Annotated in this window: 27 protein-coding genes; 20 read left to right on the top strand and 7 right to left on the bottom strand. The window is 22.8% G+C overall.

Features of this window, described 5'->3' with window-relative positions; genetic code table 4:
* The first annotated feature begins 3 nt into the window (after nucleotides 1-3).
* The 15 genes from ACQH26_RS07145 (at nucleotide 4) to ACQH26_RS07075 (ending at nucleotide 9,275) form a co-directional block, all read left to right on the top strand.
* Entirely contained in the window at nucleotides 4-1,098 is a 1,095-nt protein-coding gene (locus ACQH26_RS07145; protein WP_425382088.1) for a hypothetical protein, read from the top strand.
* A 407-nt stretch (nucleotides 1,099-1,505) separates the two neighbouring features.
* Entirely contained in the window at nucleotides 1,506-1,865 is a 360-nt protein-coding gene (locus ACQH26_RS07140) for a helix-turn-helix domain-containing protein (RefSeq protein ID WP_425382087.1), read from the top strand.
* Between the two features lie 40 nt (nucleotides 1,866-1,905).
* Complete coding sequence (locus ACQH26_RS07135) at nucleotides 1,906-2,394, top strand: IS630 family transposase (protein ID WP_425381862.1); 489 nt, start codon at nucleotides 1,906-1,908, stop codon at nucleotides 2,392-2,394.
* A 213-nt stretch (nucleotides 2,395-2,607) separates the two neighbouring features.
* On the top strand, nucleotides 2,608-2,844 hold the full coding sequence (locus ACQH26_RS07130) for a hypothetical protein (RefSeq protein ID WP_425382086.1): 237 nt from the start codon (nucleotides 2,608-2,610) through the stop codon (nucleotides 2,842-2,844).
* Nucleotides 2,845-2,973: 129 nt separating this feature from the next.
* Complete coding sequence (locus ACQH26_RS07125; protein ID WP_425382085.1) at nucleotides 2,974-3,717, top strand: hypothetical protein; 744 nt, start codon at nucleotides 2,974-2,976, stop codon at nucleotides 3,715-3,717.
* 100 nt (nucleotides 3,718-3,817) lie between these two features.
* Nucleotides 3,818-3,976, top strand: a complete 159-nt coding sequence (locus ACQH26_RS07120; protein WP_425382084.1) for a hypothetical protein — start codon at nucleotides 3,818-3,820, stop codon at nucleotides 3,974-3,976.
* Between the two features lie 40 nt (nucleotides 3,977-4,016).
* Nucleotides 4,017-4,205: a hypothetical protein gene (locus tag ACQH26_RS07115; RefSeq protein ID WP_425382083.1), complete on the top strand. Its 189-nt coding sequence runs from the start codon at nucleotides 4,017-4,019 to the stop codon at nucleotides 4,203-4,205.
* 17 nt (nucleotides 4,206-4,222) lie between these two features.
* Nucleotides 4,223-4,408, top strand: a complete 186-nt coding sequence (locus tag ACQH26_RS07110; protein ID WP_425382082.1) for a hypothetical protein — start codon at nucleotides 4,223-4,225, stop codon at nucleotides 4,406-4,408.
* A gap of 17 nt (nucleotides 4,409-4,425) precedes the next feature.
* Nucleotides 4,426-4,764: a hypothetical protein gene (locus ACQH26_RS07105; RefSeq protein ID WP_425382081.1), complete on the top strand. Its 339-nt coding sequence runs from the start codon at nucleotides 4,426-4,428 to the stop codon at nucleotides 4,762-4,764.
* Between the two features lie 18 nt (nucleotides 4,765-4,782).
* Nucleotides 4,783-5,967 (top strand): hypothetical protein, encoded by a 1,185-nt coding sequence (locus ACQH26_RS07100; protein WP_425382080.1) that lies wholly within the window; start codon nucleotides 4,783-4,785, stop codon nucleotides 5,965-5,967.
* 14 nt (nucleotides 5,968-5,981) lie between these two features.
* Nucleotides 5,982-6,941: a hypothetical protein gene (locus ACQH26_RS07095; protein WP_425382079.1), complete on the top strand. Its 960-nt coding sequence runs from the start codon at nucleotides 5,982-5,984 to the stop codon at nucleotides 6,939-6,941.
* Nucleotides 6,942-6,981: 40 nt separating this feature from the next.
* A protein-coding gene (locus tag ACQH26_RS07090; RefSeq protein WP_425382078.1) for an IS5 family transposase occupies nucleotides 6,982-7,771 on the top strand; the annotation gives its coding sequence in 2 pieces (ribosomal slippage) (nucleotides 6,982-7,242 and nucleotides 7,244-7,771; 789 coding nt in all).
* 255 nt (nucleotides 7,772-8,026) lie between these two features.
* The gene (locus ACQH26_RS07085) at nucleotides 8,027-8,269 is read left to right on the top strand and encodes a hypothetical protein (protein ID WP_425382077.1); all 243 of its coding nucleotides are present in this window, start codon (nucleotides 8,027-8,029) and stop codon (nucleotides 8,267-8,269) included.
* A gap of 117 nt (nucleotides 8,270-8,386) precedes the next feature.
* Nucleotides 8,387-8,746 carry a helix-turn-helix domain-containing protein gene (locus ACQH26_RS07080; protein ID WP_425382076.1) on the top strand — a complete coding sequence of 120 codons (360 nt, stop codon included), beginning with the start codon at nucleotides 8,387-8,389 and terminating at the stop codon, nucleotides 8,744-8,746.
* Nucleotides 8,747-8,786: 40 nt separating this feature from the next.
* Nucleotides 8,787-9,275, top strand: a complete 489-nt coding sequence (locus ACQH26_RS07075) for an IS630 family transposase (RefSeq protein WP_425381862.1) — start codon at nucleotides 8,787-8,789, stop codon at nucleotides 9,273-9,275.
* Here the strand turns inward: ACQH26_RS07075 and ACQH26_RS07070 are convergent, their stop codons facing one another.
* On the bottom strand, nucleotides 9,276-9,779 hold the full coding sequence (locus ACQH26_RS07070) for a hypothetical protein (protein ID WP_425382075.1): 504 nt from the start codon (nucleotides 9,777-9,779) through the stop codon (nucleotides 9,276-9,278).
* An 88-nt stretch (nucleotides 9,780-9,867) separates the two neighbouring features.
* Here ACQH26_RS07070 and ACQH26_RS07065 point away from each other — a divergent pair, with 88 nt between their 5' ends.
* From ACQH26_RS07065 to ACQH26_RS07055, 3 genes are all read left to right on the top strand, one after another.
* Nucleotides 9,868-10,077, top strand: coding sequence for a hypothetical protein (locus ACQH26_RS07065; RefSeq protein ID WP_425381870.1), 210 nt, complete (start codon nucleotides 9,868-9,870; stop codon nucleotides 10,075-10,077).
* 113 nt (nucleotides 10,078-10,190) lie between these two features.
* A complete protein-coding gene (locus ACQH26_RS07060; protein ID WP_425381863.1) occupies nucleotides 10,191-10,550 on the top strand; it encodes a helix-turn-helix domain-containing protein in 360 nt (119 codons plus the stop codon).
* Nucleotides 10,551-10,590: 40 nt separating this feature from the next.
* Complete coding sequence (locus tag ACQH26_RS07055) at nucleotides 10,591-11,079, top strand: IS630 family transposase (RefSeq protein WP_425381862.1); 489 nt, start codon at nucleotides 10,591-10,593, stop codon at nucleotides 11,077-11,079.
* A gap of 250 nt (nucleotides 11,080-11,329) precedes the next feature.
* Here the strand turns inward: ACQH26_RS07055 and ACQH26_RS07050 are convergent, their stop codons facing one another.
* From ACQH26_RS07050 to mgtA, 3 genes are all read right to left on the bottom strand, one after another.
* A complete protein-coding gene (locus ACQH26_RS07050) occupies nucleotides 11,330-11,791 on the bottom strand; it encodes a hypothetical protein (protein WP_425382074.1) in 462 nt (153 codons plus the stop codon).
* Nucleotides 11,792-11,833: 42 nt separating this feature from the next.
* Nucleotides 11,834-12,916 (bottom strand): ankyrin repeat domain-containing protein, encoded by a 1,083-nt coding sequence (locus ACQH26_RS07045; RefSeq protein WP_425382073.1) that lies wholly within the window; start codon nucleotides 12,914-12,916, stop codon nucleotides 11,834-11,836.
* 146 nt (nucleotides 12,917-13,062) lie between these two features.
* The gene (gene mgtA, locus ACQH26_RS07040) at nucleotides 13,063-15,786 is read right to left on the bottom strand and encodes a magnesium-translocating P-type ATPase (RefSeq protein WP_425382072.1); all 2,724 of its coding nucleotides are present in this window, start codon (nucleotides 15,784-15,786) and stop codon (nucleotides 13,063-13,065) included.
* Between the two features lie 317 nt (nucleotides 15,787-16,103).
* On the opposite strand from mgtA, the gene ACQH26_RS07035 reads away from it, so the two are divergent.
* Both ACQH26_RS07035 and ACQH26_RS07030 read left to right on the top strand, forming a co-directional pair.
* Nucleotides 16,104-16,451, top strand: coding sequence for a transposase family protein (locus ACQH26_RS07035; RefSeq protein WP_425381897.1), 348 nt, complete (start codon nucleotides 16,104-16,106; stop codon nucleotides 16,449-16,451).
* A gap of 4 nt (nucleotides 16,452-16,455) precedes the next feature.
* Nucleotides 16,456-16,584: a hypothetical protein gene (locus ACQH26_RS07030; protein ID WP_425381922.1), complete on the top strand. Its 129-nt coding sequence runs from the start codon at nucleotides 16,456-16,458 to the stop codon at nucleotides 16,582-16,584.
* On the opposite strand, the gene ACQH26_RS07025 is transcribed toward ACQH26_RS07030, so the two are convergent.
* The 3 genes from ACQH26_RS07025 to ACQH26_RS07015 all read right to left on the bottom strand — a co-directional run bounded on the left by ACQH26_RS07025 (nucleotide 16,577) and on the right by ACQH26_RS07015 (nucleotide 17,841).
* A complete protein-coding gene (locus tag ACQH26_RS07025; RefSeq protein WP_425381862.1) occupies nucleotides 16,577-17,065 on the bottom strand; it encodes an IS630 family transposase in 489 nt (162 codons plus the stop codon). The genes ACQH26_RS07030 and ACQH26_RS07025 overlap by 8 nt on opposite strands.
* A gap of 40 nt (nucleotides 17,066-17,105) precedes the next feature.
* Nucleotides 17,106-17,465 carry a helix-turn-helix domain-containing protein gene (locus tag ACQH26_RS07020; RefSeq protein ID WP_425381863.1) on the bottom strand — a complete coding sequence of 120 codons (360 nt, stop codon included), beginning with the start codon at nucleotides 17,463-17,465 and terminating at the stop codon, nucleotides 17,106-17,108.
* Between the two features lie 127 nt (nucleotides 17,466-17,592).
* Nucleotides 17,593-17,841, bottom strand: a complete 249-nt coding sequence (locus ACQH26_RS07015; protein ID WP_425382071.1) for a hypothetical protein — start codon at nucleotides 17,839-17,841, stop codon at nucleotides 17,593-17,595.
* Nucleotides 17,842-17,883: the final 42 nt, after the last annotated feature.

The following is a 17,883-nucleotide window of genomic DNA, read 5'->3' as shown; positions in this document are numbered from 1 at the left end:
AATATGATATTTATTAATGTTTCTCCATTATTATGGGATATTATTATTTTTGCTATTATTATTTTTGGTATTGTTACTGGTTTTTTTATTGGGGGAAGAGCATTAATATTTATTAGTGCTGGTAATTTACTTAGTATTGGTTTAATGTTGGCATTTAAACCAATGTTAATAAATTCTTTTAAAAATATGGTATTACCATGGTTTAGTGACCTTAGCGGTAGTTTTGCTTCATTTAAGAATTTATTAACTGATAATATTGGATTTTTGATATATGCTATTGTTTGAATTATTGGCATTAATATTTTATTTTGAATAATCTATATTATTTTATATTTTGTACTTTTTAATAAAAATAAAATTGAACATAAAACAATAAATGCTACAGCTGGAATTTTAATTAATTTTATTAGAATGAGTATTTTAGGTAGTATCGTAATTATTATGATGAGTACTAGTGTTTTTGGTAATAAATTATTAAGTTATGGTGTTATTAAAAATGAAATACCGACAACTTCTGTTACTCATAAAATATTTAGTAGTATTGATAATAATCTTCCTTTTTTAAATGTTAATGTAACAGAAATTAACACTGTTATTGATTTATATCAAAATAGTGAAACATTAAAACAAAGTATAAATGAATTAAAAAATAATACAACTTATGAGGAATGTTACAGTACTGTTGAAAAGTTAAAAATGATAGGTATATTAAGAGTAGATGAAACTGATAAAATTGCTAATGCTCTAAAAGAGATGGAATCAACAGGTGATATCATTACTAATAAAAAAATAATTATAGATCTCTTGCAACAACACGGAGTTGATAATTTTTTAGATGTTAATTATATGGTATCAGTTTTTAATGCTTATGCTAATATACTTAATTTATATTCGGAAGTAGTACAAATATTCGATGATAATTTAAAAGATATGCCAATAATAGATACTACACTTCCACAAAATATGGGTCGTTATAATCTTTTAAAGACTAAAATTTCTGCTTTTACTAATTCAATTAAAGATGTAATAGTGAGAGAACATATTATTCAAAATTTAAAAAATATTTTTTTCTATTTCAATATTTTTATAAAAAAATAGTTGAGGCATTTAATTTTATTTATAACTGGAGTAGTATTTTTTCTTTGTGTTTTAAAAAAATTATGATATTATTACTTAGTAATTTAATAAATGTTCTTTCCTAGTATAGATATTTGCTATATTAGGATTTTTATTAAGTTAATTTTAATAAGCAAAGGAAGATAAAGAATATGTTAGATGATTTATTAAGAAAAACATTAGAAAACACACCTAAAGAATATAAGAAAAATATGATTGATAGTTTCAGAATAAATATAGGTAAATTAATTAATAATATTAATGATATATAGCTAACTAAAGTAATGTTTACTCATAAATAATGTAAAATAATAATATGTAATTTAAACAGTTTTTGAATTTAAAAGTACAATTCAGCAATAATTAAAATAGATTAGGAAGATTAAATTATGCCAAAACCATACAGTGAAGACTTACGAAGAAAAGTAATAAAAGCTTATGAAAGTAAAAATATGAAAATTAAAGAAATTTGTAAAGTGTTCAATATCACTAGAAAGACTTTATTTTTATGAAGAAAAAGAAAAAAAGAAACTGGGCATATAAAACCAATTTTGAATTATCAAAAAGGACATAGCCACAAAATAAAGGATTTAGATGAATTAAAAAATTATTTAGCAGAAAATAAAGATGTTACAGTTCAAAAAGTAATTGATAAATTTGGAAATATGACTAAAGAAACAGTTTATAACTATTTTAAAAAACTAAATTATACATATAAAAAAAACTTTTCTATATGAACAAAGAGATAAAAATAAACAAGAAGATTTTTTAAAAGAAATAGCTAAAATAATGAATGAAGATTTAGTATATATTGATGAATCTGGAATTGATGATAATGAATTTTATAAATATGGTTGATCTGAAAAAGGTAAAAGATTATTTGATAATAAACCCGCATATAAAATAAAGAGAATGAGTATAATTGGTTCACTAAATAAAGGTAAATTAAAAGCCTTATGAGCATTTGAAGGACATTGCAATAGTAAAATTTTTGAATCATATGTTAAAAATAAACTAATTCCAGTATTAAAGCGTGGACAAATTATAGTTTTAGATAATGCAACGTTTCATAAATCTAAATTAACACAACAATTAATTGAAAATGCTGGATGCAAACTATTATTTCTTCCGCCATATTCTCCTAATTTAAATCCAATTGAACATTTTTGATTTGCTATAAAACATAATATAAGAAAAATATTACCAAATTATTGACCAAATATTAAAAAAGCGATTGATTTTGTTTTTCAAGATATGAGTAAACATTACTTTAGTTAGCTATATATTATAGTGTTCGAGGTCAGTGAAATGGATTAAACTATGTTACTTTAATTTTTAATAACCCAAAATTTTATAAACGATGTATTTTATTAAACAAAAATGATGAAATTTTAGTAACTGGTGAAATCTTTAATAATTGAAATATGAATATAAATCGTGCATTTTGTTCAATCAATGTTAAATGATTTAGAAAATGAAAGGAATAAAAAAATGATAATATTACCTACTTTGTTTGAAAATAAAGATGAAATTGAAATATTAACACCATTTCCCAAAGCAATTCATACAAGTAATGATATTAGAGCAATTATTTTAAGACAATACCCAAATGTTAAATCAAAACACATAATTGTTTCTGACCCAGAAAGTAATGTTGCATTAATAGTTGGTGATAATGATGTTTATCAAGGTTGAATTAAAGTAACAATTAAAAAATTAGAAAATTAAAGGAGAACAAATAAATGCAAAAGGAAAAAATTAAAATTAGAAATTATGAATTTGAATTAAATTCTTATGTAGTAGATTCATTATTAGATGTTATAAGAGAACTGATAAAAACAAATAAAGGAGAATAAAATGCCAAATATAGAAAATCAATCAAATTATACTTTAATTAAATTAATTAGAACTGGTATAAGTCCTATTTGTGCAATGATTGGTACAAGTGCTTATTATGGTCAAGTAATTGCAAATCCAGTTTTAGGTTCAATTAATAGTTTATTATTTGGTAAAAAATTAGGTTTAGATATTTGAAGTTTAAATCAAAGACCAAATACTAAAACTAAATTAATTAATGGTTCTAAAAAAATGTTATTAGGATTAGGAACAATTGGTTTAACAAATTATAGTAAATGAATAGAAAATAATATTAATCCTATTATTCCAACACCACCAACTCCAATAACTACTACAACTACAACAGAAGGTCCTCCATGATTATTATTATTAAATAAGCAAGAAAATCAGTCATTAATGGATTGAGATACTTATATTTCATTAAATGCTTATGGTATATCAAATCTTATTAGTGGATTAACTGAATTAATTCCTAATAGATTTGAAACAATAAGAAAGATTTGTAATATGGCTACTGGTGGTTGTTTAATTTCAAGTGGTGTTGCTATGGGTATAAATAATGATTTTAATAATGCTTATTCAGTGCCTACCATAATTGCTGGTGCAAGTGAAATAATCAATAATTTACTACCTATAGAAACTACACATCATAATGAAGAAATGCAAGAAACCCCATTTAATAATGAAACTACAAGATTAATTAATGATAATAGATTTTCAATTAATAGTGAAACAACTAGCTAATATGGTAGTGATAATATGAGCGAAGTACCATTAAATCATGATAATGCTTCATTAAATTGAGATTATAATCACATGAGTTTATAAAGGAGGTGAATAATTTATGAATAAAGAAAAATTACTTGAATATTATAATAATGAAATTCATACATATAAAGAAAGAATGGAACAATTAAATAAAGAAATATCTGTATTAGTAAAAATTATAAGTAATTCACAGTCAATGATTGAAAGAATTAATAGTGGTCAATTTGATGAATAATTAAAAATTAAAAATAAATAGTTGAAAGGAAAATATTGAAATGAAAGAATTTTTACATGAATTAATTATTATTGGAACAAGTGTTGGAACATTAATTTGCAGAGAAATTATTGTTTTATTAAAAAGATTTATTACAACTCCAAAACATGTTAGAGCAAATAACAAAATTATCAAACATCAAAAAAAAATAGGAAAATTAAATGAAAAGATTAATAAAGAAAATAAATAATAAAGGAGAAAAATAATATGACAAAAATTGAATTTAATGAAAAATATAGAAAACAAGATATCAGTATTGATAGAGATTTTGATTCACATATTGATAATTGTTTTAAATTTTCTGATATCAATACATTAGAAAATGCTGTTAATGATTATAAAAAACTAATAAGTGAAATGCCACAATTAGTTAAAGATTGATTATTGGGATAAGATTAGGAGAATGTTAAATGTTAGAAAATGAAAATAATGCTCAACAAGAAATAGAAAATAAAGTTAATGAAGCAGAAAATAAGTTAAATAAACTTAATCAAGAAATTAAAGAAAAAGAAATAATTAATATATTTAAAAAATATCAAGTTAAAACTGAATTTTATGATTATTTAAAATTTAAAACTAATAATTTAGAAAATTCAAAAATTGAAGAAACTATTAAAAAAATGATTAAAGAACAACAAGTATTTAAACAAACAATTAATACGGGTGGCAATAAACAAACAATTATTAATAATAAAACAAATGACAAAGAAAATTTTTTAATTAATTATAAAAAGAAAAATTATTTATAAACGAAAGGAAGAAATAAAATGTCAGTACCATTTAATCAAAATTTAGACAATACAGAGAGATTAGTAGAAGCTCCAGAATTTATAGAGTTTTTTAAAATTTCAAATAGTCCATGGGCAAACTTTTTTCCTACTGAAATTGTTGACTCAGTAAATATTGAGTTTATTGTTAAAAAACCAAAAAAACCAGAAGTAAAAATTATTGCTTGGGATGATAAAAGTAAAAGATATGAATTACCATATGTTGATACAGATAAAATTAGTAAAAAAATAACTAAAAAATATCTTGCAGGAGAAATTATTGCAGATGTAGATTTAAAAGCAAATAATGGACAAAATTTATTAGATAGTATGCAATATGAAGTTGCAAATGATTTAGCAGATAAATTAGCAATTGATGATACACAAGCAATTGCAAAATTTGCTACTAAAATCGATATTGAAGATACAACACCAGTAGGCTATTTAAAATCAATGTTATCTGCTTGAAATACTTTGTTTCAATTTAGAAACATTGCAAATAGTAAATTTTTTATTACTAATGGTCTTTATGATAGTTTAGTTTATTTAGCAGATAATAAAGGTTTAATTACCGATAATCAGTTGGCACAACAATTACGTTTAAATGGAAATAATTTATATGTAAAAGGTGTATTATGTGAAATCGTTCTTGATGACTATATGATTTTTACTAATGATAAAAATGAACAACAATTAATGACCTTTATTTTAGCAACACCAAGAGCGATGAAAAGATACATGATAGAAAATACAATTATTTATGTAGATTTTATTAAAGATGATAAAGCAGGAAGAGCATATAAAGTTGCTGGTGAAGTTGTTGGAGAAGCAATACCATATATTTCTAATAATGAAACAACATCAAGATGAATGTTATGTGGAGTTATTAAAACAGAAAAAACTGATTTAAAAACTAAAATTACAGTTTTAACAACAAATATTACTGCAAATGTTAATAACAATAACAATGAATTAAATACAGAAATAAAAAGTAGTAATGAACTTAAATCATTAAATCCAAATTTAACAAATCCAACTATTAAATATTTTAGTGATGTACAAGGAAAAACTAATGTAAGTAATCAAAAACAAAAAGTAGGTGATTTATATATAACTATTACTGCAAATGTTAATGATTTAAATTATAAAGGAACAACAAATCCAATTAAAATAACTCTTAAATAAAGGAAATTAATATCATGCCACTTGGTACAACTAGTACAGCAATACTTTTAAACATAAATAAACCAAAACATACTAGAACAAGTAACCAACAAGAAAATAAAAGTTTTTGATGAGAAATTTTAGAAATGATTGGTGTACAAGTTATAGCAGTAGCACTTGCTCCTTTTACTGGTGGATTAAGTGAAAGTTTTGCACTTGGATTAGGAGCAAGTGATTTAATTGCTAGTATTAGTGCTGTTGGTGTAGAGTTTTTAACTGATTTTACTATTAATCAAGTTTATGATTATTTAAAAGGAAATGTAACAAAATTAAATACTTTCTTAAATTTATTACCTGCATTTGCTGGACTTAATAAAATTAGTCGTGGTTATCGTACAACTAAATTTATTAAGTTAGCACAAAAAACTAAAACATTAGAACAAGTTGGTATTAAAGAAGCAAAAAACTTACAAGAAATTATTAGTCAAGTAAGTGGAAAAGAAATTTTAACAGATAAAATTATTGGTAATAAACGTTATTTATTTAATTATAGTTTTGCTCCTAATCGTGAAACAATAATCCAAAATTTGGGTTATGTTGCTGAAAGACAATATAAAAATAATTTTCAAAAATTAGAAGCACAAGAATTAAAAGATTATTTATTATTACAAAATACATTAATAAAATTAAGTCCACAATTAACTCCTAAATTTAAAATCAAAGATATTGAAAAAGCAAATAACTTTTTAAAAAAATATAATACTGATTTAAAAAAAGTACTATCTATGAATCAGCATGATTGATTAAATTTAGTTCATACAATACATACAGAAAATAGATATGGAAAAACTTTAATTTTAGATTTACAAAAAATTCGTGCTAATGCTATTAAATTTGATTTTAAAAATAATGTTATTCATCAACTTGTTTTAAAACCAAATCAAACTTTTAAATATTTTGATATTAGAACCTGTTTAGAATCTTTTCGAAAATAATGTAAAATGATTATATATTTTAAAATCAGAGGTATATATTATGCATAAAAATTATCCAAGTCATGTCACCAAAGAACAATTTGAGAACATAAAATCAATTTTAGAAAATAGCAAAAAGAAAACAAAACCAAGAAGTTTAGATTTATATGAAGTATTTTGTGCAATTTTATATGTATTAAAAAGTGGTTGTCAATGAAGAATGCTACCAAAAAATTTTCCAAAATGACAAACTGTATATTATTATTTTCAAATTTGAAGTAAAAATAACGGTAAAGAAGCTAGTGTATGGCAATTAATTTTAAAAAAAATTGGTTAAAAAAGTTCGTATCAACAATAATCGCAAAGAACAAACTAGTTTTTGTATAATTGATTCGCAAAGTGTTAAAAATACAGATACTACTGAAAATAAAGGTTATGATGCTGGTAAAAAGATTTCAGGAATAAAGCGTCATATTATTGTTGATTCTCAAGGTTTACCACATGCAATTTACATAACCACAGCAGAAAAAACAGATCGTAATAGCGCTATAATAATAATTGAAAATGAAAAAGAAAATCTTTCTGCAGTTCAAAAAATAATAGTAGATGCTGGTTATACTGGTGAAAAATTTGCTTCTGAAATCAAAACAATCATAAATGCAAATGTTGAAATTATAAAACGCAATGAACTACATACTTTTGTAGTATTACCAAAAAGATGAATTGTAGAACGAAGCTTTGCTTGATTAGAAAAATACAGAAGATTATGAAAAAATTGTGAAAGAAAACTAAATACTAGTTTACAAATGGTTGTTCTTTCCTTTATTTCAGTTTTATTAAAAAGATTCTAAACAGGTTCTTAGATTTTACTTAAAAAAGGTTTTAATAAATTTTGAAAAGAAACACCATATTTTGAAAAATTACGAGAAAGTATATATAAATTACAAGAAAAATTAGAAAAATTAGAAAAACAAGTATTTGAAAAAATTAATAAATTAAAAGAAAAAGCAACTGATTTATTTACTAGTGCAGAAAAAAGAGCAATTAAACATGCACAATTAATTCCATTAAATTCACCAGTATTTATGGGTTGTAAAATTCAACCTTTGTCATTAGATAAATGTGCAATTACTATTTATCATCGCAATCCTAAATATAAACCAATTACAGTTGTTGATAGTATTCTTAAAGCAAAAACTTTTGTTACTCAAATACATCCATTTCATTGATATCGTTGATATAGTGGTTGATACATTGGTTATGGTGTTAATCGTAATAAATGATTAAAAGCAATAGCATTTGCTCCACCAGTGGTGCAACAAGTAATTAGAGATAGTTTTAAAGTATAGCTAACTAAAGTAATATTTACTCATAAATAATGTAAAATAATAATATGTAATTTAAACAGTTTTTGAATTTAAAAGTACAATTCAGCAATAATTAAAATAGATTAGGAAGATTAAATTATGCCAAAACCATACAGTGAAGACTTACGAAGAAAAGTAATAGAAGCTTATGAAAGTAAAAATATGAAAATTAAAGAAATTTGTAAAGTGTTCAATATCACTAGAAAGACTTTATTTTTATGAAGAAAAAGAAAAAAAGAAACTGGGCATATAAAACCAATTTTGAATTATCAAAAAGGACATAGCCACAAAATAAAGGATTTAGATGAATTAAAAAATTATTTAGCAGAAAATAAAGATGTTACAGTTCAAAAAGTAATTGATAAATTTGGAAATATGACTAAAGAAACAGTTTATAACTATTTTAAAAAACTAAATTATACATATAAAAAAAACTTTTTTATATGAACAAAGAGATAAAAATAAACAAGAAGATTTTTTAAAAGAAATAGCTAAAATAATGAATGAAGATTTAGTATATATTGATGAATCTGGAATTGATGATAATGAATTTTATAAATATGGTTGATCTGAAAAAGGTAAAAGATTATTTGATAATAAACCCGCATATAAAATAAAGAGAATGAGTATAATTGGTTCACTAAATAAAGGTAAATTAAAAGCCTTATGAGCATTTGAAGGACATTGCAATAGTAAAATTTTTGAATCATATGTTAAAAATAAACTAATTCCAGTATTAAAGCGTGGACAAATTATAGTTTTAGATAATGCAACGTTTCATAAATCTAAATTAACACAACAATTAATTGAAAATGCTGGATGCAAACTATTATTTCTTCCGCCATATTCTCCTAATTTAAATCCAATTGAACATTTTTGATTTGCTATAAAACATAATATAAGAAAAATATTACCAAATTATTGACCAAATATTAAAAAAGCGATTGATTTTGTTTTTCAAGATATGAGTAAACATTACTTTAGTTAGCTATAATTCATTAGTTTCTTCTTTTTTATAATAATCAGATAAATCTACTTTACCACCAGTAGCACTAATTTTATTATTTTCATCAATTTTAATATTTTCACCAGCAATTAATTTATTTTGTTTTTTATCTAATAAATTATTAGTTTCTTGTTTTGTATAATAATCACGTTCAGTACGTTCTTCTGCTATAAATTCAGTTGGTGTATCTATTCCTTGATATTGATATATTTCTTCTATATCACCAATTAAATTAATTTTTCCACGTTCAGGATAAGAATTACCGCCACCACTAAATTTTTTATTTTGATTGTTATAGTAAATAGTTCCAATATTTAAAATATTTTTATTTTGTATTTGTTCTTTATAAGTCATGGAATCAACATTTAACAATTCAAATTCATGAAAAATATTATTTAAATAAATTTTAATTATTTTATAAAATTTCATAAAGTTATTTTCTGTTGAATATTGATAACTGATTTTAATAAAATATCATTTAAACATTTCTATATTAGACTTACTGCATAACTAGTTAACTTTTCATTTTTTTGTTATTATTAAAATAAAATTTGAATAGTTAAGGATAAATTTTATGACATATTTTGAATTAAAAGATAAACCGGATCAATATTTTCGTAAAATAGTTGGTATTAATAAACTAGTTTTTAATGAAATTTTAAATATTTTATTAGATCATCAAAATCTAAAAAATACCACTGGTGGAAGGCCATATAAAATGTCAATAGAAGATAGACTAGTAATGACTTTAAGATATTTATATGAAAATCGTACATATAGCTAACTAAAGTAATGTTTACTCATAAATAATGTAAAATAATAATATGTAATTTAAACAGTTTTTGAATTTAAAAGTACAATTCAGCAATAATTAAAATAGATTAGGAAGATTAAATTATGCCAAAACCATACAGTGAAGACTTACGAAGAAAAGTAATAGAAGCTTATGAAAGTAAAAATATGAAAATTAAAGAAATTTGTAAAGTGTTCAATATCACTAGAAAGACTTTATTTTTATGAAGAAAAAGAAAAAAAGAAACTGGGCATATAAAACCAATTTTGAATTATCAAAAAGGACATAGCCACAAAATAAAGGATTTAGATGAATTAAAAAATTATTTAGCAGAAAATAAAGATGTTACAGTTCAAAAAGTAATTGATAAATTTGGAAATATGACTAAAGAAACAGTTTATAACTATTTTAAAAAACTAAATTATACATATAAAAAAAACTTTTCTATATGAACAAAGAGATAAAAATAAACAAGAAGATTTTTTAAAAGAAATAGCTAAAATAATGAATGAAGATTTAGTATATATTGATGAATCTGGAATTGATGATAATGAATTTTATAAATATGGTTGATCTGAAAAAGGTAAAAGATTATTTGATAATAAACCCGCATATAAAATAAAGAGAATGAGTATAATTGGTTCACTAAATAAAGGTAAATTAAAAGCCTTATGAGCATTTGAAGGACATTGCAATAGTAAAATTTTTGAATCATATGTTAAAAATAAACTAATTCCAGTATTAAAGCGTGGACAAATTATAGTTTTAGATAATGCAACGTTTCATAAATCTAAATTAACACAACAATTAATTGAAAATGCTGGATGCAAACTATTATTTCTTCCGCCATATTCTCCTAATTTAAATCCAATTGAACATTTTTGATTTGCTATAAAACATAATATAAGAAAAATATTACCAAATTATTGACCAAATATTAAAAAAGCGATTGATTTTGTTTTTCAAGATATGAGTAAACATTACTTTAGTTAGCTATAATATTGTTATTATTTGTATTTTTTTCATTTCTTTTTACTCTCTTAAATCAAATATAATAAAGAAAATTAATCTATATTTTGAAAAATAAAAATATTTTTATTTATACAACGTAACAATATTAACAAATTTAATTAACTTTACAATAATTTTTATCTATTTTTATAAATAATATGGAAACTATTTACTATTATTTTACAGCTATTTTTATTAAAATATTAATTTTTAAGAAAAGTTTTAGTAGTAGTTATCCAATTGATAACTTTCTTCTTTTTTCGCTATCATTTTTTTCTGTATTTTCTAATTTACGCTTTTCTTTGTTAACTTCTTCTTTTGTTAATCATTCTTTTACTTTATTAAAATCTGTTTTCTTTTCTTCTGATCAATTTGTATCATCTTCATCTAATATTGCATCTAGGTATATCTTAAAAATTGCTTTTTCATTATCAGATAAATTTTGATCAGTTTGATATTTTTTGAAATTATGGAAAGCAATTACTCGTTGTTCTAAAACATCTTTTTGTAATTCATTAAAATTAGGACAATTTGGAAGTTTTTTAATAGATGTTATAATTTTTGAATCAACATATGATAAATCATCTAACATACTATCTACTTCTTCTTTTATCTCATTATCAAAAAGATAATTTTTATTTTTAAAAGGATTACTATCTATTTTGTTAATATCAGTTAATACACTATTAACCAAATAATTAGTAACTTCTTTTAAGTTATATTTAATAGCTAAAGTTTATCAAGTTAATCTTTCTCTAGTTATATAATTATTATAATTACATTCATTTGTTATTAAAAAATCAATAATCATCATTTCAATTTGATTTTGATTTCTTGGTAATTGATGTAATCAATCAATTATCATATCTTCAAATTTAAAAGGTTTTTCATTATTTTTATTTTTAATATCAAAATTAATTTCTAAATCACCATTTTCATTTTTTAATAGTAATGTTCTTATAATTTTTTTATTATTACTTCTAATTGCTCTATGTAATATAGTGTTATTAAACTCATCAATAGGTGTATTAATATCAAAATATTTGCAATTTTCTATTATTTCTAACATATCAAAATTGTTGTTTAGGATTGCTATTTCATAAGGTATATTACCATTATCATCTATTTGATAAAAATTAGTTTTTTTAGTGATGGCAAAATTAATTCTAAAATCAGTTTTATTACCTTTTTTAGCAATAATATGTAAAAGATTTTGATTTTTATTATTAACACTATTAATATTAAAATGAGAATTATTTTGAAAATCATTAACTAATTCACGAATTTCTTCATTTGTCGGATATGCATCAGCTTTATTAATTTCTTGTATTAATAATTTGCAAAATGGAGTTTCATTTTGCAAATTTACTAAATTGGGATTAACTTGTGAATTATTAATTAGTTGCTTTGCTATATTTTTAAACTCTCCTCCAAGTTTTCAGTCTACAATATATTGTTTCATAATTGCTAAATGTAAGGGTGAATTTCCTTCAATATCTTGTTGATTTAAAAAATTTTTATCATTTTTTTTAAAATTTATTAATCAATTAATAAGTTTTATTTTATTAGTTGTAAATTCTATTAATTCACTTGAAGTTTCTCAACCTTCCTCATGTGGATCATAGTTATATTCATCTTCTATTTCTGCTCCTTCATCTAAATCTAATAAAAAACTATTATGAAGGGCATTTCTATTGTTATTATCTAAACTAATAACTTCCTCATCACTAATGTTTGGATTATTCATAAAATCTTCAATAATAGAAAATTGAATTCTTTTCTTTTGAAATTGATCAATAAGGTAATTTAATGTTAGCATACTTTTATCTGTTCCTATCTATAATATGAAAGTCCTGTTACTTTTAATAAAGTAACAGGAATACAAAAACTTTCTTTAGTTTTAGACTTATTTGTATCATAATTTTAAAAAAATCCAATACATTTTTCTTAAAATTAAAATTTAGTTTACAATCAGCCTTTATTAACCTTTATATATATCATTTTTAATAATTGACTAGCAATGAAATAAACAATGACAACACCAGCTAAATAAGCATAAAAAATTAAAGGAATTGGTGTTAAACCAATAGTAGCTCCTAATTGTGTATATGGAATACTAATGCCAATAATAGTAATTATAATTGTTGTTAAAAATAACTGATGAGATGGCATACTTTGAATAAAAGGTACCTTAGAAGTTCGTAATAATTGTACAATTAATGTTTGTGAAGTAACTCCTAAAATAAATCATCCAGTATGAAATAATGATTGTTGATATATGCCAGCAGCACTATTAGGATCTACATTAGCAAAATTGGCAAAGATATGTAAACCATATCCTAAAAATAAAAAGGTGGTTATATCAAATATTGAACTTAGCGGTCCATTCCAGAATGCAAAAGGTAAAATGCTTTTTGCATTTCATTTTTGTGGTTTTTTAATAAAGTCTTCATCAACCCTATCTCAAGGAATTGCTAATTGAGAAATATCATATAATAAATTTTGTAGTAAAATTTGAATTGCCATCATTGGTAAAAAAGGTAATCAAATTGAAGCAATTAAAATACTTAATGAATTACCAAAATTAGAAGAAATAGTAATTTTAATATATTTTAAAATATTACCAAAAGTATTTCTACCACTGATCACTCCTTGCTCTAAAACATCTAAATCTTTTTCTAATAAAATAATATCAGATGCTTCTTTGGCAATATCAGTAGCACTATTAACAGATATTCCAACATCAGCGTGATGCAAAGCAACAGCATCATTAATACCATCACCTAAAAAGCCAACAGTGTGACCATTTAACTTTAAAATATCAATAATTCTTGATTTTTGTAATGGATCCATTTTCGCAAAAATAGTAGTTTTATTTACTAATGCTTGTAAATGTTGATCATCCATATCTTCAATGTCACTACCTAATAAAGGAATTCCTGGTTCTAACCCCACCTTTTTACAAATTGCTTTAGTAACAATTTCATTATCACCAGTCAAAATTTTAACATCAATTCCGTGTTGATTAAGAGTTGTTATTGCTTTAATAGCACTAGGTTTAGGTACATCTAAAAAGCCTATATATCCTAATAAAACTAAATTAGATTCATCTTCTATTTTAAAAATTGTTTTGTCACTAGCAAAATCTTGATAGCCAATTGCAATTACTCGTAAACCATCATTATTTAATTCCGTACTTAATTTTAAAACATTTTCCTTAATTTTATCAGTTAAGGTAATTACTTTCCCTCCAATTTCAACTTTAGTACAAATTTTTAATATTTCTTCTACTGCTCCTTTGCAAATTAAAGTATTATTAATTTTATCTTTTGAAACTACTATTGACATTCGTCTTCTTATAAAATCAAAAGGTATTTCATCAATTTTACGATAGGGCATTTCAACTATTTTATTATGATGAGCTTTAATGTGTTGGACAATTGTTTTATCAATATTATTTTTTAATCCAGTTTGTAAAGAACTATTTAAATATGCCATTTCTAAAACTTTGTTTGATTCAACACCTTCTAGATCTAAGTGTTTAACTAACTCAATTCTATCCTCAGTTAAAGTACCAGTTTTATCAGTGCATAAAACATCCATTGCACCAAAACTTTGAATACTAGTTAAATTTTTAACAATTACTTTTTTATATGATAATCTAATTGCACCTTTTGCTAAGTTAGCACTAACAATCATTGGTAGCATTTCGGGGGTAATACCAACAGCAACTGATATTGAAAATATTAACGCTGTTAAAATATTATTTTTAGTAATTACATTAACAATAAATATTAATGGTACCATTACACACATAAAACCAATAAGAATGTAAGTAACTTTTTTAATACCTTTACTAAAACTAGTAACAGGACGTTTACTAGTTACTGCACTAGCAATTGATCCAAAATAAGTATTAACACCTGATGCAATAACAATAGCAATAGTACCACCTGAAACAATACTAGTACCCATAAAACATATGTTTTCTAATTCTAGGATACTACTTTTTTTATTATCATCTTTAGTATTAATATCATGTTTTTCAACAGGAAATGTTTCACCAGTTAGTGCCGATTGATTAATAAATAGATCGGTTGAAACTAAAATTCGAACATCAGCAGGAATCATATCACCAGAAGATAAGAAAATAATATCGCCTGGTACTAAATTTTCAATTAATACTTCTTTTGTAAAATTGGCAACACTATTTAAAGCATTAAAATCAATTTTTTTATTTTTATTACTAAATCGAAAAACACTGGCTGTTGTTTCAATTAATTGTCGTAATTTTTCTGAAGATTTATAGGAACGATAATCTTGAAAGTAAGATATAAAAACACTCAAAATAATCATTACTAAAACAATAATAGCACTGTATAAATCAACATTTTTATCAGTATTAGTATCAATAATACTGTAACTAATAAAATTATAGATAACTATTATCATTAAAACAATAATAAAAGGATTAAAAATATTGTGCATTAATTTTTTGTATCAAACAAATCGTTTATGAGAAAAAACATTTTTACCATATTTTTTAAGTCTGTCTTCTACTTCTTCCTTTTTTAATCCGTACATACTACCATCTAATTGTTGGATAACTTCTTCTTTCGATAGTTGCGAAAATTGTTTAAACATGGTTGTTGTTTTTTGTTCTATATGCTTCTTTTTAAAAAATTGCATTATCAACCAACCTTTCTTCAAACGTATAATTTAATTGTATACTAAAATCAAAAGAACTTTATTTTAGTGAATAAAGTTCTTAAAACTACCAAATATTTAAGAATAATATTCTTCTATTTTCAATAAAAATTTGTATTATTTTAAATACAAATTATTTATATCAAAAATAGGAATAAACATCAATGATTTAAAAGGAGTTGAAATATAATTATAACTCTTCTAATCAATTTTCTATATTAGACTTACTGCATAACTAGTTAACTTTTCATTTTTTTGTTATTATTAAAATAAAATTTGAATAGTTAAGGATAAATTTTATGACATATTTTGAATTAAAAGATAAACCGGATCAATATTTTCGTAAAATAGTTGGTATTAATAAACTAGTTTTTAATGAAATTTTAAATATTTTATTAGATCATCAAAATCTAAAAAATACCACTGGTGGAAGGCCATATAAAATGTCAATAGAAGATAGACTAGTAATGACTTTAAGATATTTATATGAAAATCGTACATATCATAGTATTGGTGCTGAGTATGATATGGTTGATACTACTGCTTTACGAAATATTCGTTCAATTGAAGACATTTTAATAAATAATAATAAGTTTAATAATTTAACAAATAAAAATATTTTTTTAAAAAGAAGAATTCAAAAATAAAATTTTGATAATTGATGTAACAGAAGTAGAAACAGAACGACCAAAATATAATCAAAAAGATTGATTTTCTGGCAAAAAATGAATGCATACTGTTAAGTTTCAAACCATAATTAATGCACATATAGCTAACTAAAGTAATGTTTACTCATATCTTGAAAAACAAAATCAATAGCTTTTTTAATATTTGGTCAATAATTTGGTAATATTTTTCTTATATTATGTTTTATAGCAAATCAAAAATGTTCAATTGGATTTAAATTAGGAGAATATGGCGGAAGAAATAATAGTTTGCATCCAGCATTTTCAATTAATTGTTGTGTTAATTTAGATTTATGAAACGTTGCATTATCTAAAACTATAATTTGTCCACGCTTTAATACTGGAATTAGTTTATTTTTAACATATGATTCAAAAATTTTACTATTGCAATGTCCTTCAAATGCTCATAAGGCTTTTAATTTACCTTTATTTAGTGAACCAATTATACTCATTCTCTTTATTTTATATGCGGGTTTATTATCAAATAATCTTTTACCTTTTTCAGATCAACCATATTTATAAAATTCATTATCATCAATTCCAGATTCATCAATATATACTAAATCTTCATTCATTATTTTAGCTATTTCTTTTAAAAAATCTTCTTGTTTATTTTTATCTCTTTGTTCATATAGAAAAGTTTTTTTTATATGTATAATTTAGTTTTTTAAAATAGTTATAAACTGTTTCTTTAGTCATATTTCCAAATTTATCAATTACTTTTTGAACTGTAACATCTTTATTTTCTGCTAAATAATTTTTTAATTCATCTAAATCCTTTATTTTGTGGCTATGTCCTTTTTGATAATTCAAAATTGGTTTTATATGCCCAGTTTCTTTTTTTCTTTTTCTTCATAAAAATAAAGTCTTTCTAGTGATATTGAACACTTTACAAATTTCTTTAATTTTCATATTTTTACTTTCATAAGCTTCTATTACTTTTCTTCGTAAGTCTTCACTGTATGGTTTTGGCATAATTTAATCTTCCTAATCTATTTTAATTATTGCTGAATTGTACTTTTAAATTCAAAAACTGTTTAAATTACATATTATTATTTTACATTATTTATGAGTAAATATTACTTTAGTTAGCTATATCTTATTATCTTCAAAAATAAACTAAATGAGTTGCTGGTTTTTTACAAAAACAAGTACCAGTAGTAGTTGCACTTTTTAATTTAGCATATGCTTGAAAATGTTCAGATCAACCAATATCAATTGTATGTTGAGCATGTTTTCCTAATTCAATTGCTGCTAATACAACCTTTTTCTCATTTAATGCTTTATTCATTAATTTAATATTACCATCCATAATAATAATATCTTCTTTAATTATTTCATCATTTTTCATTATAATCACCCTTTCTATCAATTAATATTATAACGCTATTTA

It is taken from the genome of Spiroplasma endosymbiont of Melieria omissa (assembly GCF_964031175.1).
Taxonomy (GTDB): Bacteria; Bacillota_I; Bacilli_A; order Mycoplasmatales; family VBWQ01; genus Spiroplasma_E; species Spiroplasma_E ixodetis_A.
The sequence above is the reverse complement of the archived record's forward strand: the minus strand, read 5'-3'. Positions and strand labels throughout refer to the sequence as shown.